This is a genomic window from Streptomyces sp. NPDC049577 (assembly GCF_040675635.1).
Classification (GTDB): Bacteria; Actinomycetota; Actinomycetes; order Streptomycetales; family Streptomycetaceae; genus Streptomyces.
Map to the genome: position 1 here is coordinate 1 of NZ_JBFAPH010000098.1, position 19075 is coordinate 19075.

Sequence of the window (19075 nt, forward strand, 5' to 3'; positions counted from 1 at the left end):
TCTTAATGCCCGTTTTATGTCAGGCAAATCGTGGCCTTCACCGGCTCTGTCCGATGTTTGGAATGCACCTGCCCGGCGTGCTGGAATTCCCGGACGTGACGTCCAGACCGGAGGCCCGTGCGCCGGCGACCAGCGGCTCGACAGCGAAGCCGGCCGGGCCCGCCGGCGGCCCGTCGCCCTCCTCGCGGAGCACGCCGACGATCTCGCCGAGCCGCTCGACCGCGGCGGCCGCCCGGGCCCGCACCTCCTCGGCCGCCGCGCGGTGCTCGCCGGCCGGCCCGGGCGCGAGCTTCAGCGCCCCGGCCGACAGGGCGATCAGGCTCAGGTCGTGACCGAGGGCGTCGTGCATGTCCTGGGCGATGCGGGCCCGCTCGCGCAGCCGCGCCTGCTCGGCGACCAGGCGCTGCTCACGTTCCAGCTGCCGCGCGCGGGACCAGCCGGCGCGGACCAGCTCCTGGTACTGCCGCCAGACCCGCCCCGCGAACCACGGCAGCAGTGCCACGCCCACCACCAGCAGGACGAACAGGCTCCCGAGCGGGAACAGCGCCGGCACGAGGGCCACCGCGACCGCCGCTGTCGCGAGCAGCACGCAGACGGCCACGCCCATGGGCCAGGTCCGCCCCGACCGGTGCCCCGCAAGGAAGGCCAGGGCGATCCCCGGCAGCGCCCACGACAGGCTGCCGACGCCCATCCCGGTCGCGGTGACGGCGGCAGGCGCCAGCCAGAGCCCCGGATCCCGGAGCAGGGACGGCCGCCCGGCTGCCGTCGTACCGGGCGCCGGAACGTGTACGGAGATCATCCGTACATCCTCCGGCCCGGGCACCGGGCGGGCGCAGCCGGGCGGTCCCGCGCCGGCCCCCGCCGTCACATGTCCTCGGCCGGCCCGGCTGCCGGGGTTCCGGCCCGTGGGACTCCCGGGCCCGGCGCGCCGCGCGGCGTCCCGTGCTCCAGCAGCATCTCGCGCAACTCCCGTGCCGCGCCCGGCATGCCCGCGTCCGCGCGGTGGGCCACCGCGATGGTGCGGCGCATGCGGACGCCCTCGAAGGGGGTGACCCGCAGCCCGGACCGGGCGGCGACCATGCCCGGGACCACCGCCACGCCGAGGCCCGCCCGGACGAAGCCGAGCACCGCGTCCAGCTCGCCGCCCTCGACCGTGAAGGACGGTTCGAAGCCCGCCGCCCGGCAGGCGGCCGTGGTGATCTCCCGCAGGTCGTAGCCCTGCCGGAACATCACCATGGGCCGCCCCCGCAGCTCCGCGACCCGCATCCCGGGTCGCCCGGTCGGCGGGGGAGCGGAGGGCGCCGAGACGACGACCAGGTCCTCCTGGAGCAGCTCGGTGGTCGCCAGCGCCGGAGCGCCCGCGCCGAGCGGCGTGATGATCAGCGCGAGGTCGAGCGCGCCGCCGGCCAGGGAGCGCACCAGGTCCTGCGAGCCGCCCTCGTCGACGTGCAGTTCGATGCCCGGGTAGCGGGCGTGGAAGGCGTGCAGCACGTCCGGCACGAGGCTGGCGCACAGGCTCGGCGGCGCCCCCAGGCGCACCCGGCCGCGCCGCAGCAGCGCGACCTCCTGCACCGCCCGGCGCGCGGTCTCCGTGTCGGCGAGGATCCGCCGGGCGTGCGGCAGCAGGGTCTCGCCCGCGTCGGTGAGGGTGATGCCGCCCCGGGCCCGGTGGAACAGCTCGGCACCCAACTCGCGCTCCAGCGCGCGGATCGCTTGCGAGAGCGACGGCTGGGCGACGTGCAGGGCCTCGGCGGCGCGGGTGAAGTGACGGACTTCGGCGACGGTCGCGAAGTAGCGGAGCTGCTGGAGCTGCATGCTGACCACAATAGATAGGCACAGCCTATGGAAGCCATCCCTTCCATGTCTTGGACGCATGGAGCGTGACGACCTAGCGTCGTGCGACATGGCACTGGCGACCCGGGTGGCGAAGCCCCCGTCCCTCCTCGGTTCCGTGTGGCGCTCCACCGTCGGCAAGAAGGCGGTCATGGCGGTCACCGGATTGATCATGCTGGCGTACCTGGTCGCCCACATGATGGGCAATCTGAAGGTGTTCTTCGGGGCCGGGGAGTTCAACCACTACGGGCACTGGATCCGGACCATCGGCGAGCCGTTCCTGCACCACGAGTGGTTCCTGTGGATCGCGCGGGTGGCCCTCGCGGTCTCGGTCGTGCTGCACGGCGTCGCCGCGTACCAGCTCAGCCGCCGCGACCGCGCGGCCCGCCCGACCGCCTACCGGCACAAGCGGCGGCGCGCGAGCTACGCCACGCGCACCATGCGCTGGGGCGGGGTGATCCTCGCCCTGTTCATCGTCTGGCACATCCTGGACCTCACCACCCTCACGGTGAACCCCAACGCGCAGGAGGGCAGGCCGTACGAGAACCTCGTGGCGTCCTTCGGCCGCTGGTACGTCGACGTCTTCTACATCGCCGCGATGCTCGCCCTCGGCCTGCACATCCGGCACGGCTTCTGGAGCGCCGCCCAGACCCTGGGCGCCGGCTCCCCGCGCCGCGACCGGGCCCTCAAGGCCGTCGCCAACGCCCTCGCGGCCCTGCTGACCTGCGGCTTCATCGCCGTCCCCATCGGTGTCATGACGGGAGTCGTGAGCTGAGCATGACCGAGTACACGCACTACGCGACGGGCGAGCCGATCGCCGACACCAAGGCTCCCGACGGGCCGATCGCCGAGCGCTGGGACCGCCGGCGCTTCGAGGCCAGGCTGGTCAACCCCGCCAACCGGCGCAAGCAGACCGTCATCGTGGTCGGCACCGGGCTCGCGGGCGGCGCGGCGGGCGCGACTCTCGCCGAACAGGGCTACCACGTGGTCCAGTTCTGCTACCAGGACTCCCCGCGCCGGGCCCACTCCATCGCCGCGCAGGGCGGCATCAACGCCGCCAAGAACTACCGCAACGACGGCGACTCCATCCACCGCCTCTTCTACGACACCGTCAAGGGCGGCGACTTCCGGGCCCGCGAGTCCAACGTCCACCGCCTCGCCCAGATCTCCGTCGAGATCATCGACCAGTGCGTGGCCCAGGGCGTGCCCTTCGCCCGCGAGTACGGCGGGCTGCTCGACACCCGTTCGTTCGGCGGCGTCCAGGTCTCGCGCACCTTCTACGCGCGCGGCCAGACGGGACAGCAGCTGCTGCTCGGCGCCTACCAGGCGCTCAGCCGCCAGATCGCCGCCGGCAACGTCGAGATGCACCCGCGCACCGAGATGCTCGACCTGATCGTCGTCGACGGCCGGGCCCGCGGCATCGTCGCCCGCGACCTGGTCACCGGCCGGATCGACACCCATCTGGCCGACGCCGTGGTCCTGGCCACCGGCGGCTACGGCAACGTCTTCTATCTCTCCACCAACGCCAAGAACTCCAACGCGACCGCCGCCTGGCGCGCCCACCGGCGCGGCGCGTACTTCGCCAACCCCTGCTTCACCCAGATCCACCCCACCTGCATCCCGCGCTCCGGCGACCACCAGTCGAAGCTGACGCTGATGAGCGAGTCACTGCGCAACGACGGCCGGATCTGGGTGCCGAAGGCGCAGGGCGACACCCGGCCGCCGGCCGAGATCCCCGAGGACGAGCGCGACTACTACCTCGAGCGGATCTACCCCTCCTTCGGCAACCTCGTCCCGCGCGACATCGCCTCCCGCGCCGCGAAGAACGTCTGCGACGAGGGGCGCGGCGTCGGCCCGGGCGGGCAGGGCGTCTACCTGGACTTCGCGGAAGCCATCCGCCGCATGGGCCGCAAGGCGGTCGAGGCCAGGTACGGCAACCTCTTCGAGATGTACCAGCGGATCACCGCCGAGGATCCGTACGAGGTGCCGATGCGCATCTACCCCGCCATCCACTACACGATGGGCGGCCTGTGGGTGGACTACGACCTCCAGACCACCGTCCCCGGCCTGTTCGCCATCGGCGAGGCCAACTTCTCCGACCACGGCGCGAACCGGCTGGGTGCCTCCGCGCTGATGCAGGGCCTGGCCGACGGCTACTTCGTCCTGCCCGCCACCATCAACGACTACCTCGCCCGGCACCCCCACGACGAGGTCCCGGCCGGCCACCCGGCCGTGACCGAGGCCGTGGACGAGGTGTCGAGCCGCCTGGGCCGGCTGCTGGCGGTGGACGGCGACCGCACCCCCGACAGCTTCCACCGCGAGCTCGGCGAGCTGCTGTGGGACGAGTGCGGCATGGCCCGCACCGACGCGGGCCTGCGCAAGGCGCTGGACCGCATCCCGGAGCTGCGCGCGGAGTTCTGGCGCCGGATCAAGGTGCCGGGCACCGGCGAGGAGCTCAACCAGTCGCTGGAGAAGGCCAACCGCATCGTCGACTACCTGGAGCTCGCCGAGCTGATGTGCCTGGACGCGCTGCACCGCACCGAGTCCTGCGGCGGCCACTTCCGCGAGGAGAGCCAGACCGCCGACGGCGAGGCGGCGCGCCGGGACGAGGCGTTCGCGTACGCGGCCGCCTGGGAGTTCACGGGCACGGGAAGCGCGCCCGTGCTCCACAAGGAAGACCTGCGCTTCGAGTACGTCCACCCCACCCAGCGGAGCTATGCGTGAACCTCACCCTGCGCATCTGGCGCCAACGCACCCCCGACGCGCCCGGCGCCATGACCACCTACGAGGTCCGGGGCATCAGCGAGGACATGTCCTTCCTGGAGATGCTCGACCACCTCAACGAGGAGCTGATCCTCGCCGGGGAGGAGCCCGTCGCCTTCGACCACGACTGCCGCGAGGGCATCTGCGGCGCCTGCGGCATGGTCATCAACGGCCGGGCGCACGGCCCGGAACGCACGACCACCTGCCAGCTCCACATGCGGCACTTCTCCGACGGCGACACGATCGACGTCGAGCCGTGGCGGGCGGCCGCGTTCCCGGTCGTGAAGGACCTGGTCGTCGACCGCTCGGCCTTCGACCGCGTCATCGGCTCCGGCGGCTACGTCTCCGTCCCCACCGGCTCGGCCCCCGAGGCCCACGCCACGCCGGTCCCCAAGCCGGTCGCCGACCTGGCCTTCGAACACGCCGAGTGCATCGGCTGCGGCGCCTGCGTCGCCGCCTGCCCCAACGGCTCCGCCATGCTCTTCACCTCCGCGAAGGTGGTGCATCTGAACGTCCTGCCGCAGGGCGCGCCGGAACGGGAGTCGCGGGTGCTGGGCATGGTCGAGGCGATGGACGAACAGGGCTTCGGCGGCTGCACCAACACCGGCGAGTGCGCGGTCGCCTGCCCGAAGGGCATCCCGCTGACGTCGATCGCGACGATGAACCGGGAGTACCTGCGGGCGACGCTCAAGGGCGGGGCGCGGCGGGGGAAGGGATAAAACCCGTGGGCATCCCCCTATGCCCCACTTAAGATCATCATATGAAGCTCAACCGGATCGCGGCTTTCACGGCCGCCGCCACGATCGCTCCCGCCCTCTTCCTCACCACCCCGGCGGCCGCCGCCGACACCGCCCCGGCGGCGGTGGCGGCGGAACCCTTCCTGGCCTTCAAGGACTTCCCCACGTCGTTCACGCCGGGCGGTGACTGGACGAACTTCTCCATCACGATGGAGAACCGCACCGGGGAGACGCTGACCGACTTCCACGCCTCGCTCGGAGTCCGGGAGGGATGGAGCACGAAGGAGGACATCAAGCCGGGCGACGTCGAGGTGGAGTACTACGCGGCCGGCCGCTGGCACCCCGTGGAGCTCCGCTTCGACAGCCACAGCTTCGACGGTAACGTGTGCCCGCAGGCGGACCCGGTCCCCGGTTTCGACAACTGGTACCTGAACTGCCCCGCGAAGATCGGTGACCTCAAGCCGGGCGACACCTACACCCTCGGCCTGCGCATGCGCTTCGCCCCGAGCGCGCCCGCCGCCAAGTACCTGCTGACGGCCGCCGGTCACATCCCCACCAGCGCGAGCACCGGCAAGTACCCGCTGCCCGTCTTCACCGACCGGTACCGCTTCACGGTCCAGCCGGCACAGGGGGCGGCCGCGACGTCCTGAGGGGGGCGGGGGGCGCCGGCCGGGTGGTCCTGGGTGGTACTGGCTTTCCCAGGACAGGCAGAGCTCTGGTTGACCATCGCGGTGGGGCGGAGAGTGGTCCGTGTCAGCCCCCACCGCATGGAGCCCGCCGTGCGGCAGATCCAGGAGCAGCTCATGAACTACCCCGCCCTCGCCGGCCGCACCGCTCTCGTCACCGGAGCCGCCAGCGGCATGGGCGCGGCCACCGCCCGTCTGCTCGCGGCCGGTGGCGCCCGCGTCGCCCTGCTCGCCCGGCGCACCGAGCGGGTGGAGGCGCTGGCCGCCGAGATCGCCGCCGCCGGAGGCCAGGCCCTGGCCGTCACCGCGGACATCACCGACCAGGCCTCCGTCGACGCCGCCACCCGGGCCGTCCACGACGCCTACGGCCGCGTCGACCTCGTCGTCAACAACGCCGGCGTCATGCTGCCCAACCCCCTCGCCGACGGCCGGCTCGACGAGTGGACCCGCATGATCGACACCAATCTCACCGGGGCCCTGCGGGTCATCCGCGCCTTCACCGCCGACCTCACCGCGGCCGCCGCCGGGGGACGCACCGCCGACCTGGTCAACGTCTCCTCCATCGCCTCCCACGTCCTCTTCCCCGACTACGCGGTGTACGGGGCGACCAAGGCCGCGCTCACCCAGCTGTCCGCCGCACTGCGCACCGAGCTGGGCCCGCTCGACATCCGCGTCAGCAACATCGAGCCCGGCCTGACCGACACCGAACTCGGCGGCCACATCGACAACCCCGTCCTGCGCGAGCAGCTCGGCGGGATGTTCACCGCCATACCCGCCCTCTCCGCCGAGGACGTCGCCGACCTCATCGCGTACACCGTCAGCCGTCCCCGGCACGTCAATCTGCGCCAGTCGGTCGTCCTGCCGACCCGCCAGGCGTGACCTCGTGCCGGGCGGGCCGGCGAGCCTGGTCCTGGCAGGGCCAGGCGGCAGGCCCGCACGGCCGGGCACAATCACCGGTATGAGCACCACAACCGACCTGGGGGCGTTCCTGCGGACCCGGCGCTCCCGGCTGCGTCCCGAGGACGTCGGTCTGCCCGACCTCGGCGGCCGGCGCCGGGTCGCCGGGCTGCGCCGGGAGGAGATCGCCCAGCTCGCCGGCGTCAGCGTCGACTACTACGTCCGCATCGAACAGGGCCGCGCCTCCCATCCCTCACCGGCCGTCCTCGACGCCCTCGCCCGCGCCCTGCGCCTGGACGAGGACGAGACCCGGCACCTGCACCAGCTCGGCGGGCCCCGCCCCGCCGCCCGGTCCGGCGACCGGCCCGGGCCGCCCGCGCGTCAGCAGGTGCGGCCCATGCTCCGGCGCCTGCTCGGCGAACTGCGGGATGTACCGGCGATCGTGATGGGCCGGCGCATGGACGTCCTCGCCTGGAACCCGGCCGCCCGCGCCCTCCTCGGCGACTACGGCGCCCTCGCGCCCGCCGAACGCAACATCCCCCGCATCACCTTCCTCGACCCCGCCTCCCGCGAGCTCTTCGCGGACTGGACCGCCTGCGCCCGGGAGAACGTCGCCTATCTGCACCTGGAGGCCGGCCGGCACCCGGACGACCCGCAGCTGGCGAGCCTGATCGGCGAACTGTCGCTCAAGAGTGAGGACTTCCGCCGCTGGTGGGCCGAACACCCGGTCCAGGACAAAACCTCCGGCATCAAGCGGTTCCACCACCCGCTCGTCGGTGACCTCCATCTCACCTACGAGACCCTGCGCGTCGCGGACGACCCCGACCAGGCGCTGATCACCTATGCCGCCGAACCCCACACACCCTCCCATGACGCCCTGCACATGCTCCTCTCCTGGACCGCCTCGCCCGCCGGCACCGCCGCCCCGCGCGCAGCCCGGCGTGATCGGCTGCCGGACTGACGGCCTAGGATCACACCCGCCCGGGCGACCGGAACGGTGAAGCGCCCGTGGCGACATCGTCAGACAACGGGGAAAGGTCCATCAGTACATGCGACTTACCGGAAAGCGCCGAATAGCCGTCGCCGCCGCGGGTGTCGTGGCGGCGATCGCCGTGACGGCGCAGATCGCGCCCAGCGCGTTCGGCACCGAGGACACCGAGCCGGAGCCGGCCGCCGCCCCGGCGAGCACCGGTCCCGACTACCCGGACCTCCCGGAGGCCCCGGACGCCGGTGTCTCGCAGACCGACGGGACGGCCTTCAAGAACGGCGTCATGACCCTGGCCGCGGCGCCCGCTCACACGAAGGCGGCGGTGGCCGCGACCGCCACGGCCACCGCGCCCGCCCCCGCGGCCCAGGGCGAGGGCTGGAAGATCGCCAACGGCATCTCCCAGTCCCTGGCGACCGGTTACACCATCAAGTTCTACGACCAGAAGTCCGTGGACTGGCTGGGCCGCTATGTGAAGGCGACCGCCGCGGACCTCGGGCGCATCACCAATCTGCCGATCTCCGTCGACACCAAGCCCGTCGGCTGGGACTACTCCCGGCCCCGGGGCGAGATCGTCATCGGCGTCATCAAGCGCCCGTGCGTCCCGCCGGCGGACGGCGGCCAGAGCGGCTGGAAGGTCGTCCACGACGGCTCGGGTACCCTCAACCTGAGCTGCGGTTTCATCTCCTCCTCGCTCCCGGGGACGGTGACCAGCGGGCACGCCTACATCGACAGCTCGTTCTTCGACGCGAACGGCAAGCCCCTGGCCAACTGGGGCGAGACGTTCATGCGCAACCACATCAGCCACGAGCTCGGCCACACCATGGGCCTGACGCACGCGGACCGCAGCCCGAAGCGCGGCGACTGCGCCGTCGGCAAGGACTCCGGCGAGAAGCCGGTGATGTGCACCGACAACCACGGCTACACGGACGGCCGCGTCGGCACCTACATCCAGCAGTTCGACGTGCAGGGCCTGCGCCACCTCGCGGCGGCCGCCGGCGTCGCCGTCCCGCCCCAGGGCAAGGTGACCGGCCTCGGCGGCAAGTGCCTCGACGTCAAGGGCGGTAAGGCGGTCAACGGCACCCAGATCCAGCTCTACGCCTGCAACGGTTCGGCGGCGCAGTCCTGGATCCTGGGCAAGGACGGCACGTTCCGCGCGCTGGGCAAGTGCCTGGACGACGCGCGCAACGCGAGCACCGACGGCAACAAGATCGAGCTCTTCGACTGCAACGGCGCCGCCTCGCAGAAGTGGTCGGTCAACGCCAAGGGCCAGATCGTGCACGTGGCGTCCGGCAAGGTCCTCGACGTGACCGGTGGCAGCACGGCCGACGGCACCAAGGTCCAGCTGCACGCGGCGAATACGTACAAGCGCCAGCTCTGGACCGTTCCGAAGTAGCCGCTCTCCGGGCCCCGGCCGTGGCCGACGCGGCCGGGGTGTCCGGTGTGACCGGCACGGTCAGTACGCGTGCCGGTCCGGCTTGCTCATCCAGGCGTCGTAGGCCTGGGCGCCGAGCTCGGGATGGATCTGCTCGACCTTGATCCTGCGCTCGCTGAAGGGCCTCGTGAAATCCTCGTACTGGTAGGCGTCGTCGAAGCCGATCCGGCGTGTGTCCTCCAGGTCACGGCTGAAGTACACGGCGTCGATCCGCGACCAGTAGATGGCGCTCATGCACATCGGGCACGGGGCGCCGCTGATGTAGATGGAGCAGCCCTGGAGCATCCGGGCCCGCTCGGGGACCGGGTCCGGTGAGCCCTCGGGGCGGGGCACGTACTCCAGGATGCTCTCGTTCTGGTGCTCCTCGGAGACCGACGGCGCTTCGGGATTGAGGCGCTGCACGGCCTTGCGGATGCTCTCCATCTCCGCGTGGGCCGTGGGATCGCTGGTCAGGAGGACGCGGTTCTGCCCGCGCGCGACGATCTCGCCGTCGCGGGTGATCACCGCGCCGAACGGACCGCCCCAGCCGTTCTCCACCGACTCGGTGGCGAGCCGTACCGCTTCGGCCATGAACTCTTTGTGTCCCATCACGCAGTCTCCGATCGGCGTCGCGGTCATGCGCCGGCTGCCGCCAGCTGCCCGATTTGCTACACAAGTCCTATATGTACTACCGTAACTCGGGTGGGTTCCCGTGCAAGCCGTGACGCCGGGGCTGACAACGCCACCGTCGTGATCTCGCAGAAGGTGCACGCAGACCGCGTCGAGGACTACCGGCGCTGGCAGGACAGGACGAACGAGGCCGCCCGCGCATTCGAGGGTTTCGAGGGCGCCGAGGTCTACTCGCCCGAAACCGGCGAAGAGAACGAATGGGTGGCCGTCTTCCGTTTCTCCGGCATCGACCAGCTGACCGCCTGGCTGAACTCGCGCCGGAGGCAGGAGCTGCTCGCCGAGGGGCAGGAGCTGTTCGACGGGCCCGCCACCCAGGAAGTGCTCCACGGCGGCGCCCCTCCCGAGCGGGCGCCGGAGGCCGTCACGGCTGTCATCTCGCACGAGGTGAGGCCGGGGCAGGAGCAGCGGTTCCTGCGCTGGCAGGAGAAGGCCCTCAAGGCGCAGGAGAAGGCGCCCGGATTCATGGGGTCCGAACTGTTCAAGCCGGTCCAGGGGATACAGGGGATACAGGAGCGCTGGGTCGTCGTCTTCCGCTTCGACACGCGTGAACACCTCGACGCATGGCTCGCCTCCGACGCCCGCAAGGCGCTGCTGGAGGAGGGCCGCAACTATTTCGCCTCCTACGACGTGCGCAAGGTCGGCTCGGCGTTCAGCGGCTGGTTCCGTTTCGGCGAGGGAGCGCAGGGCCGCGCACCGCCGAACTGGAAGCAGGCCATGTCGGTGCTCCTGGCCCTCTATCCCACCGTGATGGTGCTGAACCTGACGGAGGGGGCCGAGCTGAGCGGTCTCGGAGTTCCCGGATACGTCGGCCTGTTCATCGGGAACATGCTGAGCGTCAGCGCGCTGACCTGGCTGCTGATGCCTCTGGTGAACAGGGCGCTCGCCTTCTGGCTGGTGCCCGCGCGCGCACGCGGCCGCCGCGTCGACCTGGTGGGTGCGGCCGTGGTGGTGCTCTGTTATCTGCTGAGCATCGCGGTCTTCGGACTGATCACGCACTGACCACTGCCGCCGCCGGAGCGAGGAGGTCATGATGTCCGAAGGAGCCGTCGAAGGGACACTGCTCCGGCGCGGCGACCCCGGCTACGAGTACGCCAGGACCGGCGCGGTCTGGAACGGGCTCAAGCCCGGGCGGTTCCCCGCGGCCGTCGTGCGGCCCGCGTCCGAAGCGGACGTTTCCCACGCCCTGGCCCACGCCCGGTCCCACGGGCTGCGTGTGTCGACGGTCTCCGGCGGCCACAATTGGTCCGGATCCCCGCTCCGGGACGGCGGGCTGCTGATGGATCTGTCGCGGTTCACGCAGTGCCGGGTCGACCCCGGACCGGCGACCGCCACGGTGGGGCCCGCCGCGACCGGCCGGGACCTGGTCGCGGCGCTCGGCCCGCACGGGCTCGCCTTCCCCGTGGGGCACTGCCCCTCCGTCGCCGTGGGCGGGTACCTGCTCAGCGGCGGGCTGGGCTGGAACTCCCGCGCGTGGGGCGCGGCATGCGCGGACGTCCAGGAGATCCGGGCCGTCACGGCCGACGGCCGTACGGTGAACTGCTCCGGGACGGAGAACAGCGATCTCTTCTGGGCCGCCCGGGGCGCGGGGCCCGGCTTCTTCGCCGTCGTCACCCGCTTCCGGCTCCGACTGCACGCCCGGCCGGCGTCCATCATGACGACGAGTCTGGCCTTCCCGCTGTCCGACACCGGACGTGTGACGTGCTGGGCGGAACGGATCGCGCGCGAACTCCCGCCGAACGTCGAGACGTCCCTCGTGCTCCTGGCCTCCGCCGGCGCCGCGCCCGGCGCGCCGGACCCGTCCGGAGCGCGGATCGTGGTCGGGGCCACCGCGTTCGCCGCGGCGCCGGAGGCTGCCCTCGACTCCCTGGCCCCCGTGGTCGGCTGCCCCTTCGTCACGAGCGCCGTTTCCCGGCAACCGCCCGAGCCCACCTCCTTCGCCGCCCTGCACGCGGGCGCCGCCGCACTGTGGCCGCCCGGGCACCGCTACGCGGCGGACACGCTGTGGTCGGCGGAGACCTACGAGAACCGGCTGACCCGGGCGGCCGACGCCATCGCGCACGCCCCCTCCGGCCGGTCCCTCGTGCTGGCCCCGGTACAGCCGGTGTCCGAGGAGCCGGCCCTGCTGCGCGGCATGGCGTTCGCGCCGCTCGGCGAGTCGTACCACGTCTGCTACGCGGTCTGGGACGACCCGGCCGAGGACGAGGCCAACACCCGCTGGCTGCGGGAGGCGATGGCCACGGCGGATCCGTCGGGGCGCGGCGGCCGCTACGTCGCCGAGGCCGACCTGGAGGCCGGCCCGGACGCCGCCCGGCTCTCGTACAGCCCCGCCGCCTGGGACCGCCTGCGGGAGCTCAAGGCGCGCTGGGACCCGGAGAACCTGTTTCACTCCTACCTGGCGCCGTGACGCGCCGAGGCCTCACTTCGGGACCCGTAGTCGGTCGGCTCCCGCCGGACGTGCCCTGATCCAAGGGCGCCCCCCGGGAAGATCGCTGAGCGCAATCGGCGCATGGCCCTGCGGATTCAAGCCACAGCCGAGAATTCGGGGGTGAATCCGGGGCTCGTGTCTGCGGCGAAGAGCGCGTTGGCCGGCAGCGACCCGCGGCTTGCGGAATTCAACTCGCTTACCGTGCGCCGCGCTTGGTTGCGCATGGAAGGGAAATGGTGGAGAGATGGGAAAACTACTGCATCAAGAATTTGATGTTGTCGTGATTGCGGTCCGCCCTTGGGGGCTCGAAGTCGAGCTGCAAGGCGGTACCCACGGACTGATCGACAACACGAAGGATCCCTCATGGCCATCAGGGGAGCGCGCCCTGGTGGGCAGTCGCCTCTGCGCCGCGGTGGTCGATGACCAGCGCGCTCCGATGAGGCTCAGCGCACTCGACGTGGACCTCGGTGTCGCCCGCGACATGAGATCGAGGAGAGACTGCTGCTGAGGTTTTCGGTCTGGGGTGACGGTGATCTCGCTGGCGGGTGTATCCCTGTGGCATGCGGTATCCCGATGGGGGCGGTCTGACCGCGAAGCAGCGGGCTCAGAGGGAGCGGGTTCGGTTCGAGGCCGCCGGGTTGTTCGCGCAAGAGGTGGCGCCGCCGCAGGTTGCTCGGCGGTTACGGATCTCGCGGAAGTCCGCGTATGCCTGGCACGCGCGTTGGCGGGACGGTGGTGTGGAGGCTCTGTCCTAGAAGGGCCCGTCGGGGCGGCCTTCGCGGATGAAGCCCACGTGGCGGGCCTGGCCGGCGGCCGAACTGGAGAAGGGCCCAGCCGCGCACGGCTGGGTGGAGGACCAGCGGTGGATCCTGGCCCGGGTGGCCACCGTCATCGCACGGCGCTTCCATGTCCGCTTCAGCGCGGCCCAGACCTGGCGCATCCTGCACCAGATGGGCTTCACGGTGCAGGTCCCGCAGCGCCGGGCCGCCGAGCGCGACGAAGACGCGGTGGCCACTTGGCGCCAGGAGACCTGGCCGCGCGTGGAAAGACGGTGAGGGACCAGGACGCGTGGCTGTGCTTCGCGGATGAGTCGGGGCAGGTGCTCAGGCCGCCGCGAGCACGGACCTGGTCCCGGCGCGGTCACACGCCCCGCGTCACCGTCCGGGCCTCGGGCTCCGGGCGTGTCTCGCTCGCCGGCCTGGTGTGCCGCAGAACAGGTCACCGCACCCGGCTGGTCTTCCGGATGCTGGTCCACCACGGCCGCAAGGGCGAGAGGAAGGGCTTCAGGGAAAAGGACTTCGCCTGCCTGCTGGACACGGCCCACCAGCAGCTCGGCGGGCCCGTCGTGCTGGTGTGGGACAACTACACCCATCACGTCGATGCCGCGATGCGCGAGCTGATCGCCGCCCGCGACTGGCTGACGGTCTTCCGTTTCCCCTCGTACACGCCCGACCTCAACCCGGCCGAGGGCGTGTGGGCGCACCTGAAGCACAGTCTGGGCAACCTCGCCCCGTGCACGCTCGACGAACTCGCCGCGCTGGCCCGCACACGCCTTAAACGGATGCAGTACCAGCCCAGCCTGCTCGACGGATTCATCGCCCAGACCGGACTGATCCCGGATCCGTCCTGACGTCGCTGGGGGCCCTTCGGCGGGTGGTGACCGCGGCCGGGGCGGCAGCGGTCAAGGCACGCTCACGAGTGGGTGGGGGCGGTGCGGCTGACTGATGTCACTCACCAGAACCGCGGCGTGACGGGACTGGAAGGCTCCGATCGGCGCCTGCACTGCCCTGACCTGGGCTGGCCTGCCCGTAAGAGCGCGGTGGCGGTGAGCCCGGGACTGTTGGCCGGACTGATCACGGTTGTATGTCGTCATGTCGCCGGCGGTCTGGCCACTCGATGGAAGGAGTTTCAGACGCCGCCGTGCGCGATGCGGCCGATGAGTGGCCGCGTGGACAAGAGCGTGTGTTCCAGCGATGACGATGTGTGCGACCACCCTGAGCGTCTGATGATCGGACCGTTTGACCGGTCTGCGGGATCGGGAGTAGGACTGCGGCCACCTGGGCGCCGCCCTTCTGGCGCGCCGGTTCCAGCCGCTCGTATCCCGCAGTCCGGGTGCGCCGATGGCGCGTGGTCAGTGAAGGAGATGTCTTATGGCTTCTGTTCGTCGTCTGGTTGCCGCTGTGGTGACCGTTGTCGTGTCCGCGGCCGTACTGGGCCAGGCGCCGGTGGCTCTGGCTGATGATCACCAGCCGGGCGGTGGCGGCCTGCCGGTGCTGGTCGTCTCTCCGGCGCCGGGGAAGATCACCAAGGAGCGCAAGGTCACCGAGACCTACCAGTACGACGCCAAGGGCGGCTCGTCCTCGCAGGACTCCTCCGGTTCCTCCTCGCAGCCGCCGGCGCCGTCCGCGCCGGAGCCGGGCCCGGTGTCCAACCTCAAGGACACCGTCAACAACGCCGCTCAGTCCGCCACCTCCGGTGCCTCCAGCACCGTCGACTCCACCCTGAAGTAGGCCCCCGAGTTCGGGACCGCCCCGGCCAAGGGGCGGTCCCCCCTTCAAACAGCGAGGAGTCAAGGTGGCTCTCCCATCCCTTCCCTCCGCCCCTGGGCGGCCCGCCACATCGGCGCTGCGCCCGGCGGTCGGTCTCCGGGCGGTCGTGGCGGCACTGGCCGTCGGTGGCCTGATGGCCGGCGTTGTGCAGCCCCCGGCCTACGGCCAACAGCCGGAGCCCCACGGCACGAAGCGCGTCACTCGGCCGTCGTTCGCCGTCGGCAACATCGCCAAGGGCATCACGTCCATCACCGTCACCCTGTGGGGTGGCGGCGGAGGGGGCGGCGGGGGTGCCGGTGGCGGCGGAGGAGGAGGGGGCGGCGGAGGCGGAGGTGCCGGGGGCCGCGGCCAAGACCCCCGCGCTTATTACAGTGGTGGCGGTGGCGGCGCGGCCGGAGCCGGCGGCGGCGGGGCCGGCGGAGCCGGAGGCGCGGGCGGCTTCGTCAAATGCCGGATCAAGGTCACACCGGGACAGGAGGTAGGCATCGCAGTCGGTGGTAGCGGCGCAGCAGGCAATTCCGGGGCCGGCAGCGGCTGGGGGCGCGGCGGTGCCGGTGGCAGTTCCGGGGGCTCCAGCGGCCGGAACGGGGACAACGGCGCTTCCGGCCAGGACGGCAGGACCGGGCAGCGCGGCGGCAGGTCCTTCCTCCGCGACATCAAGACCCGCAAGGTGCTCGTAAGCGCCGAGGGCGGGATGCCGGGAGCCGGCGGTGTGGGCGGCGCCCTGGGCGAGGGAGGCAAGGGCGGCTACGCCGCACTGCGCAGCGGCACTCCTGGCGACGCCACCCAGCCGCGTGGTGCGGCACCTGGAGGCAACGGGGGCGCCGCGCAGAGCTCGGTGACCTGTCTGGGCGAGTTGCTGCAGGTCCAGGAAGGTGCTGCGGGACGGCCTGGTGGTGCGGGCGGGGCCGGTGGCCGGGGTGCCAACGGGTACGAGACCAAATACGGGTCGGGCGGCCACGGTGGCGGTGGTGGCGCCAAGGCGCCCCGCACAGCCTCGCTCTCCAGTGACGGCATCAGCGCCGGCTGCGGTGGCGAAGGCGGTCGCGGCGGAGCCGGGGGCCAAGGCGGCCACGGGGGCAGCGGCAGCGACTACGGCGAGGGCCTCCCCGGAGACGACGGACGGCACGGAAGCCGTGGCTACCCAGGCCAAAAGGGCTGTAACGGGGCGGCAATCGTCGAATGGTGATCCACCCCGGCACCTATGCCTGCACCCCTTGACTGGTGCTTGCGCCACCTGTTGCCGCGCACGGCATACCGCGGCACGCAGCCCCTTGAGGAGATCCCGTATGACCTCTCCTCGTAGGCGACTTGCTGCCGCTGTGATGGCTGCCGCCGTGTCGTCGGCCGTGCTGGGCACGGCTTCGGCCCGTCGCGGCCGGCCGGCCCCTCGGCACGCGGGCGGGCGACCGAGCCGCGCCCATCTCTGTCCGAACCACAAGGAGCTCACGTGACCCGAACTTCCTTCACTCGCCTTGCCGCCCAGAACGGAGAAGACGAAAGCCTGGGCGGCAGCAAGGCCCGCCTGCCGGTGGTCCTGGCCACAGGTCTGGCCCTCGGCGGCCTGCTTTCCGGCGCTCTGGCGGCTCCGGCTCCGGCCCAGGCCGAGCCGGCCACCCACGGCAAAAAGATCTTCAACACCCCCTCGACCGGGGCGGGTCAGGTGTTTTCCCTTCCGAAGGGGGTCACGACCGTCACCCTCACGCTGTGGGGCGGGGGCGGCGGTGGAGGCGGAGGCGCCGGCGGCGGAGGAGGAGGTGGTGGAGGCGGCGGTGGAGGCGGTACACGACCGGGGTCACCCGGCGTGACTGCCCTTCACACTGTCGATTTTGGTGGCACGGTGGTCGGCAACGGCGGTGGTGGCGGCGGCGGGAGCGGAGCCGTCGGTGGCGGAGGCGGCGGTGGCGGCGGTGCCGGCGGCTTCGTCAAGTGCCGGGTGCGGCTTCTCTCAAGCGGCGACCGTGTCTGGTTCAACTTTTTCGTCGGCGACGGCGGCCGGGCCGGCAGAGGGGATGTCAAGGTCGGCAACAGTGGCGGATACGGCTATGGCGGCGTCGGCGCGAAAAGTCCGCGGCGCTACGGCAGGGTTGGCGACCCTGGTGCTGCTGGCAGCGATGGGCAGTCGGGGCAGAGGGGCGACACCACCTGGGTGAAGCTGGATGACAAGTCGAAACCGGTGCTGGCTGCGGTGCCCGGGGGCCGTGGCGGCACCGGTGGCAAAGGCGGAGCCGCCGGCAAGGGCGGCAAGGGTGGCGAACCGGTGACTCATGGGTCCAGAGGGGGCGCTCAGACCGACGCCAACGGCCCGGCGGCCGGCGGACCGGGAGGAGCTGTCGAAAGACGGGTCATGTGTGCGAGCGGCGACGTGCGGGGGAAGCAGGGCGGGACCGGCGGAGAGCCCGGCTCCGCATCGCAAGAAGAGCCTTATTCCATGGGGCTCCCTGGGTATAGAGGGGGCTCCGGTGGGGACGGCGGCCGTCCGCTGCCGCCCGGGCGCAAGGGCAACGGCGCCAGTGGCGCGCACAGCGACTCCATGACCGCGGGTAGCGGTGGCGACGGCGGGAATGGTGGTTCGGGAGGGGCCGGAGGTAGTGGCGGCCGCGGCGAGTACGGCCAACTCCAGAACGGTAGGCACGGCCAGCACGGAAAGGTCGGCTACCACGGCATGAAGGGCCGGCCAGGAGCGTTGATCATCGAATGGTGAACGAACCATCGGGGAGCCGGGTGCCTCCACCGGCTCGTCGCTGACGCCTTCCGGGTGCCGGCGGGCACGGTGAAGCGGTGCGGAGCCAGGCTGAACTCGCGCACGACCGAGCAGGGTTCACCGCCGCACCACCCGTCGGCTCGGCTTCGAGCCCCGGTTCGAGGCCGCCCCGGAGGGCCCTTCGAACGCAGCGCCTCCACGCCGCCGTCCCGCCGGCGCGCGTGCCAGGCATGCGCGGACTCCCGGGCCGGACCACCACCATCGGGATACCGCATGCCACCGGGACACACCCGCTATAGAGATCACCGTCACCCCGAACCGAAAACCTGAGTAGCCATGTCTGACGCATTCATCCGCTGGTACCGGGAATCGGCCATCACGTCGGTGTTCAGCGAGCAGACCGAACTCTTCGAACGGCACGGGATCCACCTCTTCCACCCGGCACTGGGTACGGCGCTGGTGCTGGACGTGGAGGGGAACGACGTACCGGTCGGTCGTGAAGAACTCGACAGACTGCTCGGCCTCCGTATCGCGTCCATCAATGTGAACTGGTGGCTCTCGGCGGACACCAACCTGGTCGACGAGTACTCCTACGAACCACTCGGATGCGCGATCCAGACGTTCTGGCTGGACGGCCTGGACGAGGAGGAAGTGCAAACGGTGGAGGCAGCTCTCATGGCGGCTGTAGTGGAACTCCCCGTTCCCACACGCGCTTTGATCATTGATCGATGTGGCGACTCGGAGCCGGACGAGTGGGACTCGGTCGTGCTGTACGAGGGCCGGACGGTTGCGCGTCTCTCCGAAGGTGTGACCGTGATTGCGCAGGACCAGGTCGCCGCACGACTGCTGCGGGCATCTCCAGGGCTCATCAGGCAGGAAACGAGAATCGGCCTGAGCCGGCTCGCTCTGCACCGCCGGGCGTAGGGACAGCTGACTTCAGTTGCCCGACAGCACCAAGAAAGGCCCCGATGGAATTCCTCCACCGGGGCCTTTCCACTAGGAGCTGTCCGGCCGATCACCGATGGCATGCTCCGGCCGCTACTCGACGGCCGGGCTCGTCCTGCGGCGGGGGTTCGCCGCGGGAATCCGGGCCCGCGCGGTTGAACGACTGGACGCTCCGCTCCGACGGCTCGCCGTTCGAGCTGCGCCTTTCCGCCGCCGGCTGACCGGGACGGAGCGCCGGAGGGTCCAGGAATTGGTTTGCCGTCCCGGTGGCTGTGTGTCATCGTCCGGTCTGGACACCGACAGTTGATTACCGATGGTCGGTCGATGTCGATGTCGACGGTCTCTCGGGTCTAACGGAGAGGCGACGCAACAATGGGAAGCGGTGCCGTGGGGAACAGTTACGAGGACGAGTGTCGCCGGTCGTTGGCCGAGGAGCAGGCGAAGAGC

19 protein-coding genes are annotated in these 19075 nt (G+C 71.4%); 16 read left to right on the top strand and 3 right to left on the bottom strand.

Annotation, left to right across the window (positions count from 1 at the left end; translation table 11 throughout):
• Positions 1–37 precede the first annotated feature (37 nt).
• Both AB0K09_RS13775 and AB0K09_RS13780 read right to left on the bottom strand, forming a co-directional pair.
• On the bottom strand, positions 38–799 hold the full coding sequence (locus tag AB0K09_RS13775) for a histidine kinase (protein WP_366065551.1): 762 nt from the start codon (positions 797–799) through the stop codon (positions 38–40).
• A gap of 65 nt (positions 800–864) precedes the next feature.
• Positions 865–1815: a LysR substrate-binding domain-containing protein gene (locus AB0K09_RS13780; RefSeq protein ID WP_366065552.1), complete on the bottom strand. Its 951-nt coding sequence runs from the start codon at positions 1813–1815 to the stop codon at positions 865–867.
• 88 nt (positions 1816–1903) lie between these two features.
• On the opposite strand from AB0K09_RS13780, the gene AB0K09_RS13785 reads away from it, so the two are divergent.
• From AB0K09_RS13785 to AB0K09_RS13815, 7 genes are all read left to right on the top strand, one after another.
• The gene (locus AB0K09_RS13785) at positions 1904–2608 is read left to right on the top strand and encodes a succinate dehydrogenase cytochrome b subunit (protein WP_366065553.1); all 705 of its coding nucleotides are present in this window, start codon (positions 1904–1906) and stop codon (positions 2606–2608) included.
• A gap of 2 nt (positions 2609–2610) precedes the next feature.
• Positions 2611–4557 carry a fumarate reductase/succinate dehydrogenase flavoprotein subunit gene (locus AB0K09_RS13790; RefSeq protein WP_366065554.1) on the top strand — a complete coding sequence of 649 codons (1947 nt, stop codon included), beginning with the start codon at positions 2611–2613 and terminating at the stop codon, positions 4555–4557.
• On the top strand, positions 4554–5315 hold the full coding sequence (locus AB0K09_RS13795; protein ID WP_366065555.1) for a succinate dehydrogenase/fumarate reductase iron-sulfur subunit: 762 nt from the start codon (positions 4554–4556) through the stop codon (positions 5313–5315). The genes AB0K09_RS13790 and AB0K09_RS13795 overlap by 4 nt, the downstream gene beginning before the upstream one ends.
• A 41-nt stretch (positions 5316–5356) precedes the next feature.
• Positions 5357–5983, top strand: coding sequence for a hypothetical protein (locus AB0K09_RS13800; RefSeq protein WP_366065556.1), 627 nt, complete (start codon positions 5357–5359; stop codon positions 5981–5983).
• Between the two features lie 153 nt (positions 5984–6136).
• Positions 6137–6898 carry an SDR family oxidoreductase gene (locus AB0K09_RS13805; RefSeq protein WP_366065569.1) on the top strand — a complete coding sequence of 254 codons (762 nt, stop codon included), beginning with the start codon at positions 6137–6139 and terminating at the stop codon, positions 6896–6898.
• Between the two features lie 79 nt (positions 6899–6977).
• Positions 6978–7877, top strand: a complete 900-nt coding sequence (locus tag AB0K09_RS13810) for a helix-turn-helix transcriptional regulator (RefSeq protein WP_366065557.1) — start codon at positions 6978–6980, stop codon at positions 7875–7877.
• A gap of 88 nt (positions 7878–7965) precedes the next feature.
• Positions 7966–9297 carry a ricin-type beta-trefoil lectin domain protein gene (locus AB0K09_RS13815; RefSeq protein WP_366065558.1) on the top strand — a complete coding sequence of 444 codons (1332 nt, stop codon included), beginning with the start codon at positions 7966–7968 and terminating at the stop codon, positions 9295–9297.
• A gap of 60 nt (positions 9298–9357) precedes the next feature.
• On the opposite strand, the gene AB0K09_RS13820 is transcribed toward AB0K09_RS13815, so the two are convergent.
• Positions 9358–9924 carry a nucleoside deaminase gene (locus AB0K09_RS13820; protein WP_366065559.1) on the bottom strand — a complete coding sequence of 189 codons (567 nt, stop codon included), beginning with the start codon at positions 9922–9924 and terminating at the stop codon, positions 9358–9360.
• A 93-nt stretch (positions 9925–10017) separates the two neighbouring features.
• On the opposite strand from AB0K09_RS13820, the gene AB0K09_RS13825 reads away from it, so the two are divergent.
• From AB0K09_RS13825 to AB0K09_RS13865, 9 genes are all read left to right on the top strand, one after another.
• Positions 10018–11004 (top strand): antibiotic biosynthesis monooxygenase, encoded by a 987-nt coding sequence (locus AB0K09_RS13825; protein WP_366065560.1) that lies wholly within the window; start codon positions 10018–10020, stop codon positions 11002–11004.
• Between the two features lie 28 nt (positions 11005–11032).
• Complete coding sequence (locus AB0K09_RS13830; protein ID WP_366065561.1) at positions 11033–12409, top strand: FAD-binding oxidoreductase; 1377 nt, start codon at positions 11033–11035, stop codon at positions 12407–12409.
• Positions 12410–12674: 265 nt separating this feature from the next.
• Entirely contained in the window at positions 12675–12938 is a 264-nt protein-coding gene (locus AB0K09_RS13835; protein ID WP_366065562.1) for a hypothetical protein, read from the top strand.
• A 52-nt stretch (positions 12939–12990) separates the two neighbouring features.
• Positions 12991–13185, top strand: coding sequence for a helix-turn-helix domain-containing protein (locus tag AB0K09_RS13840; protein WP_366065563.1), 195 nt, complete (start codon positions 12991–12993; stop codon positions 13183–13185).
• Positions 13186–13212: 27 nt separating this feature from the next.
• Entirely contained in the window at positions 13213–13485 is a 273-nt protein-coding gene (locus AB0K09_RS13845) for a winged helix-turn-helix domain-containing protein (RefSeq protein ID WP_366065564.1), read from the top strand.
• A complete protein-coding gene (locus AB0K09_RS13850) occupies positions 13482–14060 on the top strand; it encodes a transposase (RefSeq protein WP_366065565.1) in 579 nt (192 codons plus the stop codon). Before AB0K09_RS13845 ends, AB0K09_RS13850 begins: the two co-directional genes overlap by 4 nt.
• Before the next feature lie 520 nt (positions 14061–14580).
• Positions 14581–14940, top strand: coding sequence for a hypothetical protein (locus AB0K09_RS13855; protein WP_366065566.1), 360 nt, complete (start codon positions 14581–14583; stop codon positions 14938–14940).
• Between the two features lie 1489 nt (positions 14941–16429).
• Positions 16430–17683 carry a hypothetical protein gene (locus tag AB0K09_RS13860; protein ID WP_366065567.1) on the top strand — a complete coding sequence of 418 codons (1254 nt, stop codon included), beginning with the start codon at positions 16430–16432 and terminating at the stop codon, positions 17681–17683.
• A 336-nt stretch (positions 17684–18019) separates the two neighbouring features.
• On the top strand, positions 18020–18607 hold the full coding sequence (locus AB0K09_RS13865; RefSeq protein ID WP_366065568.1) for a hypothetical protein: 588 nt from the start codon (positions 18020–18022) through the stop codon (positions 18605–18607).
• The last annotated feature ends 468 nt before the right edge of the window (positions 18608–19075 follow it).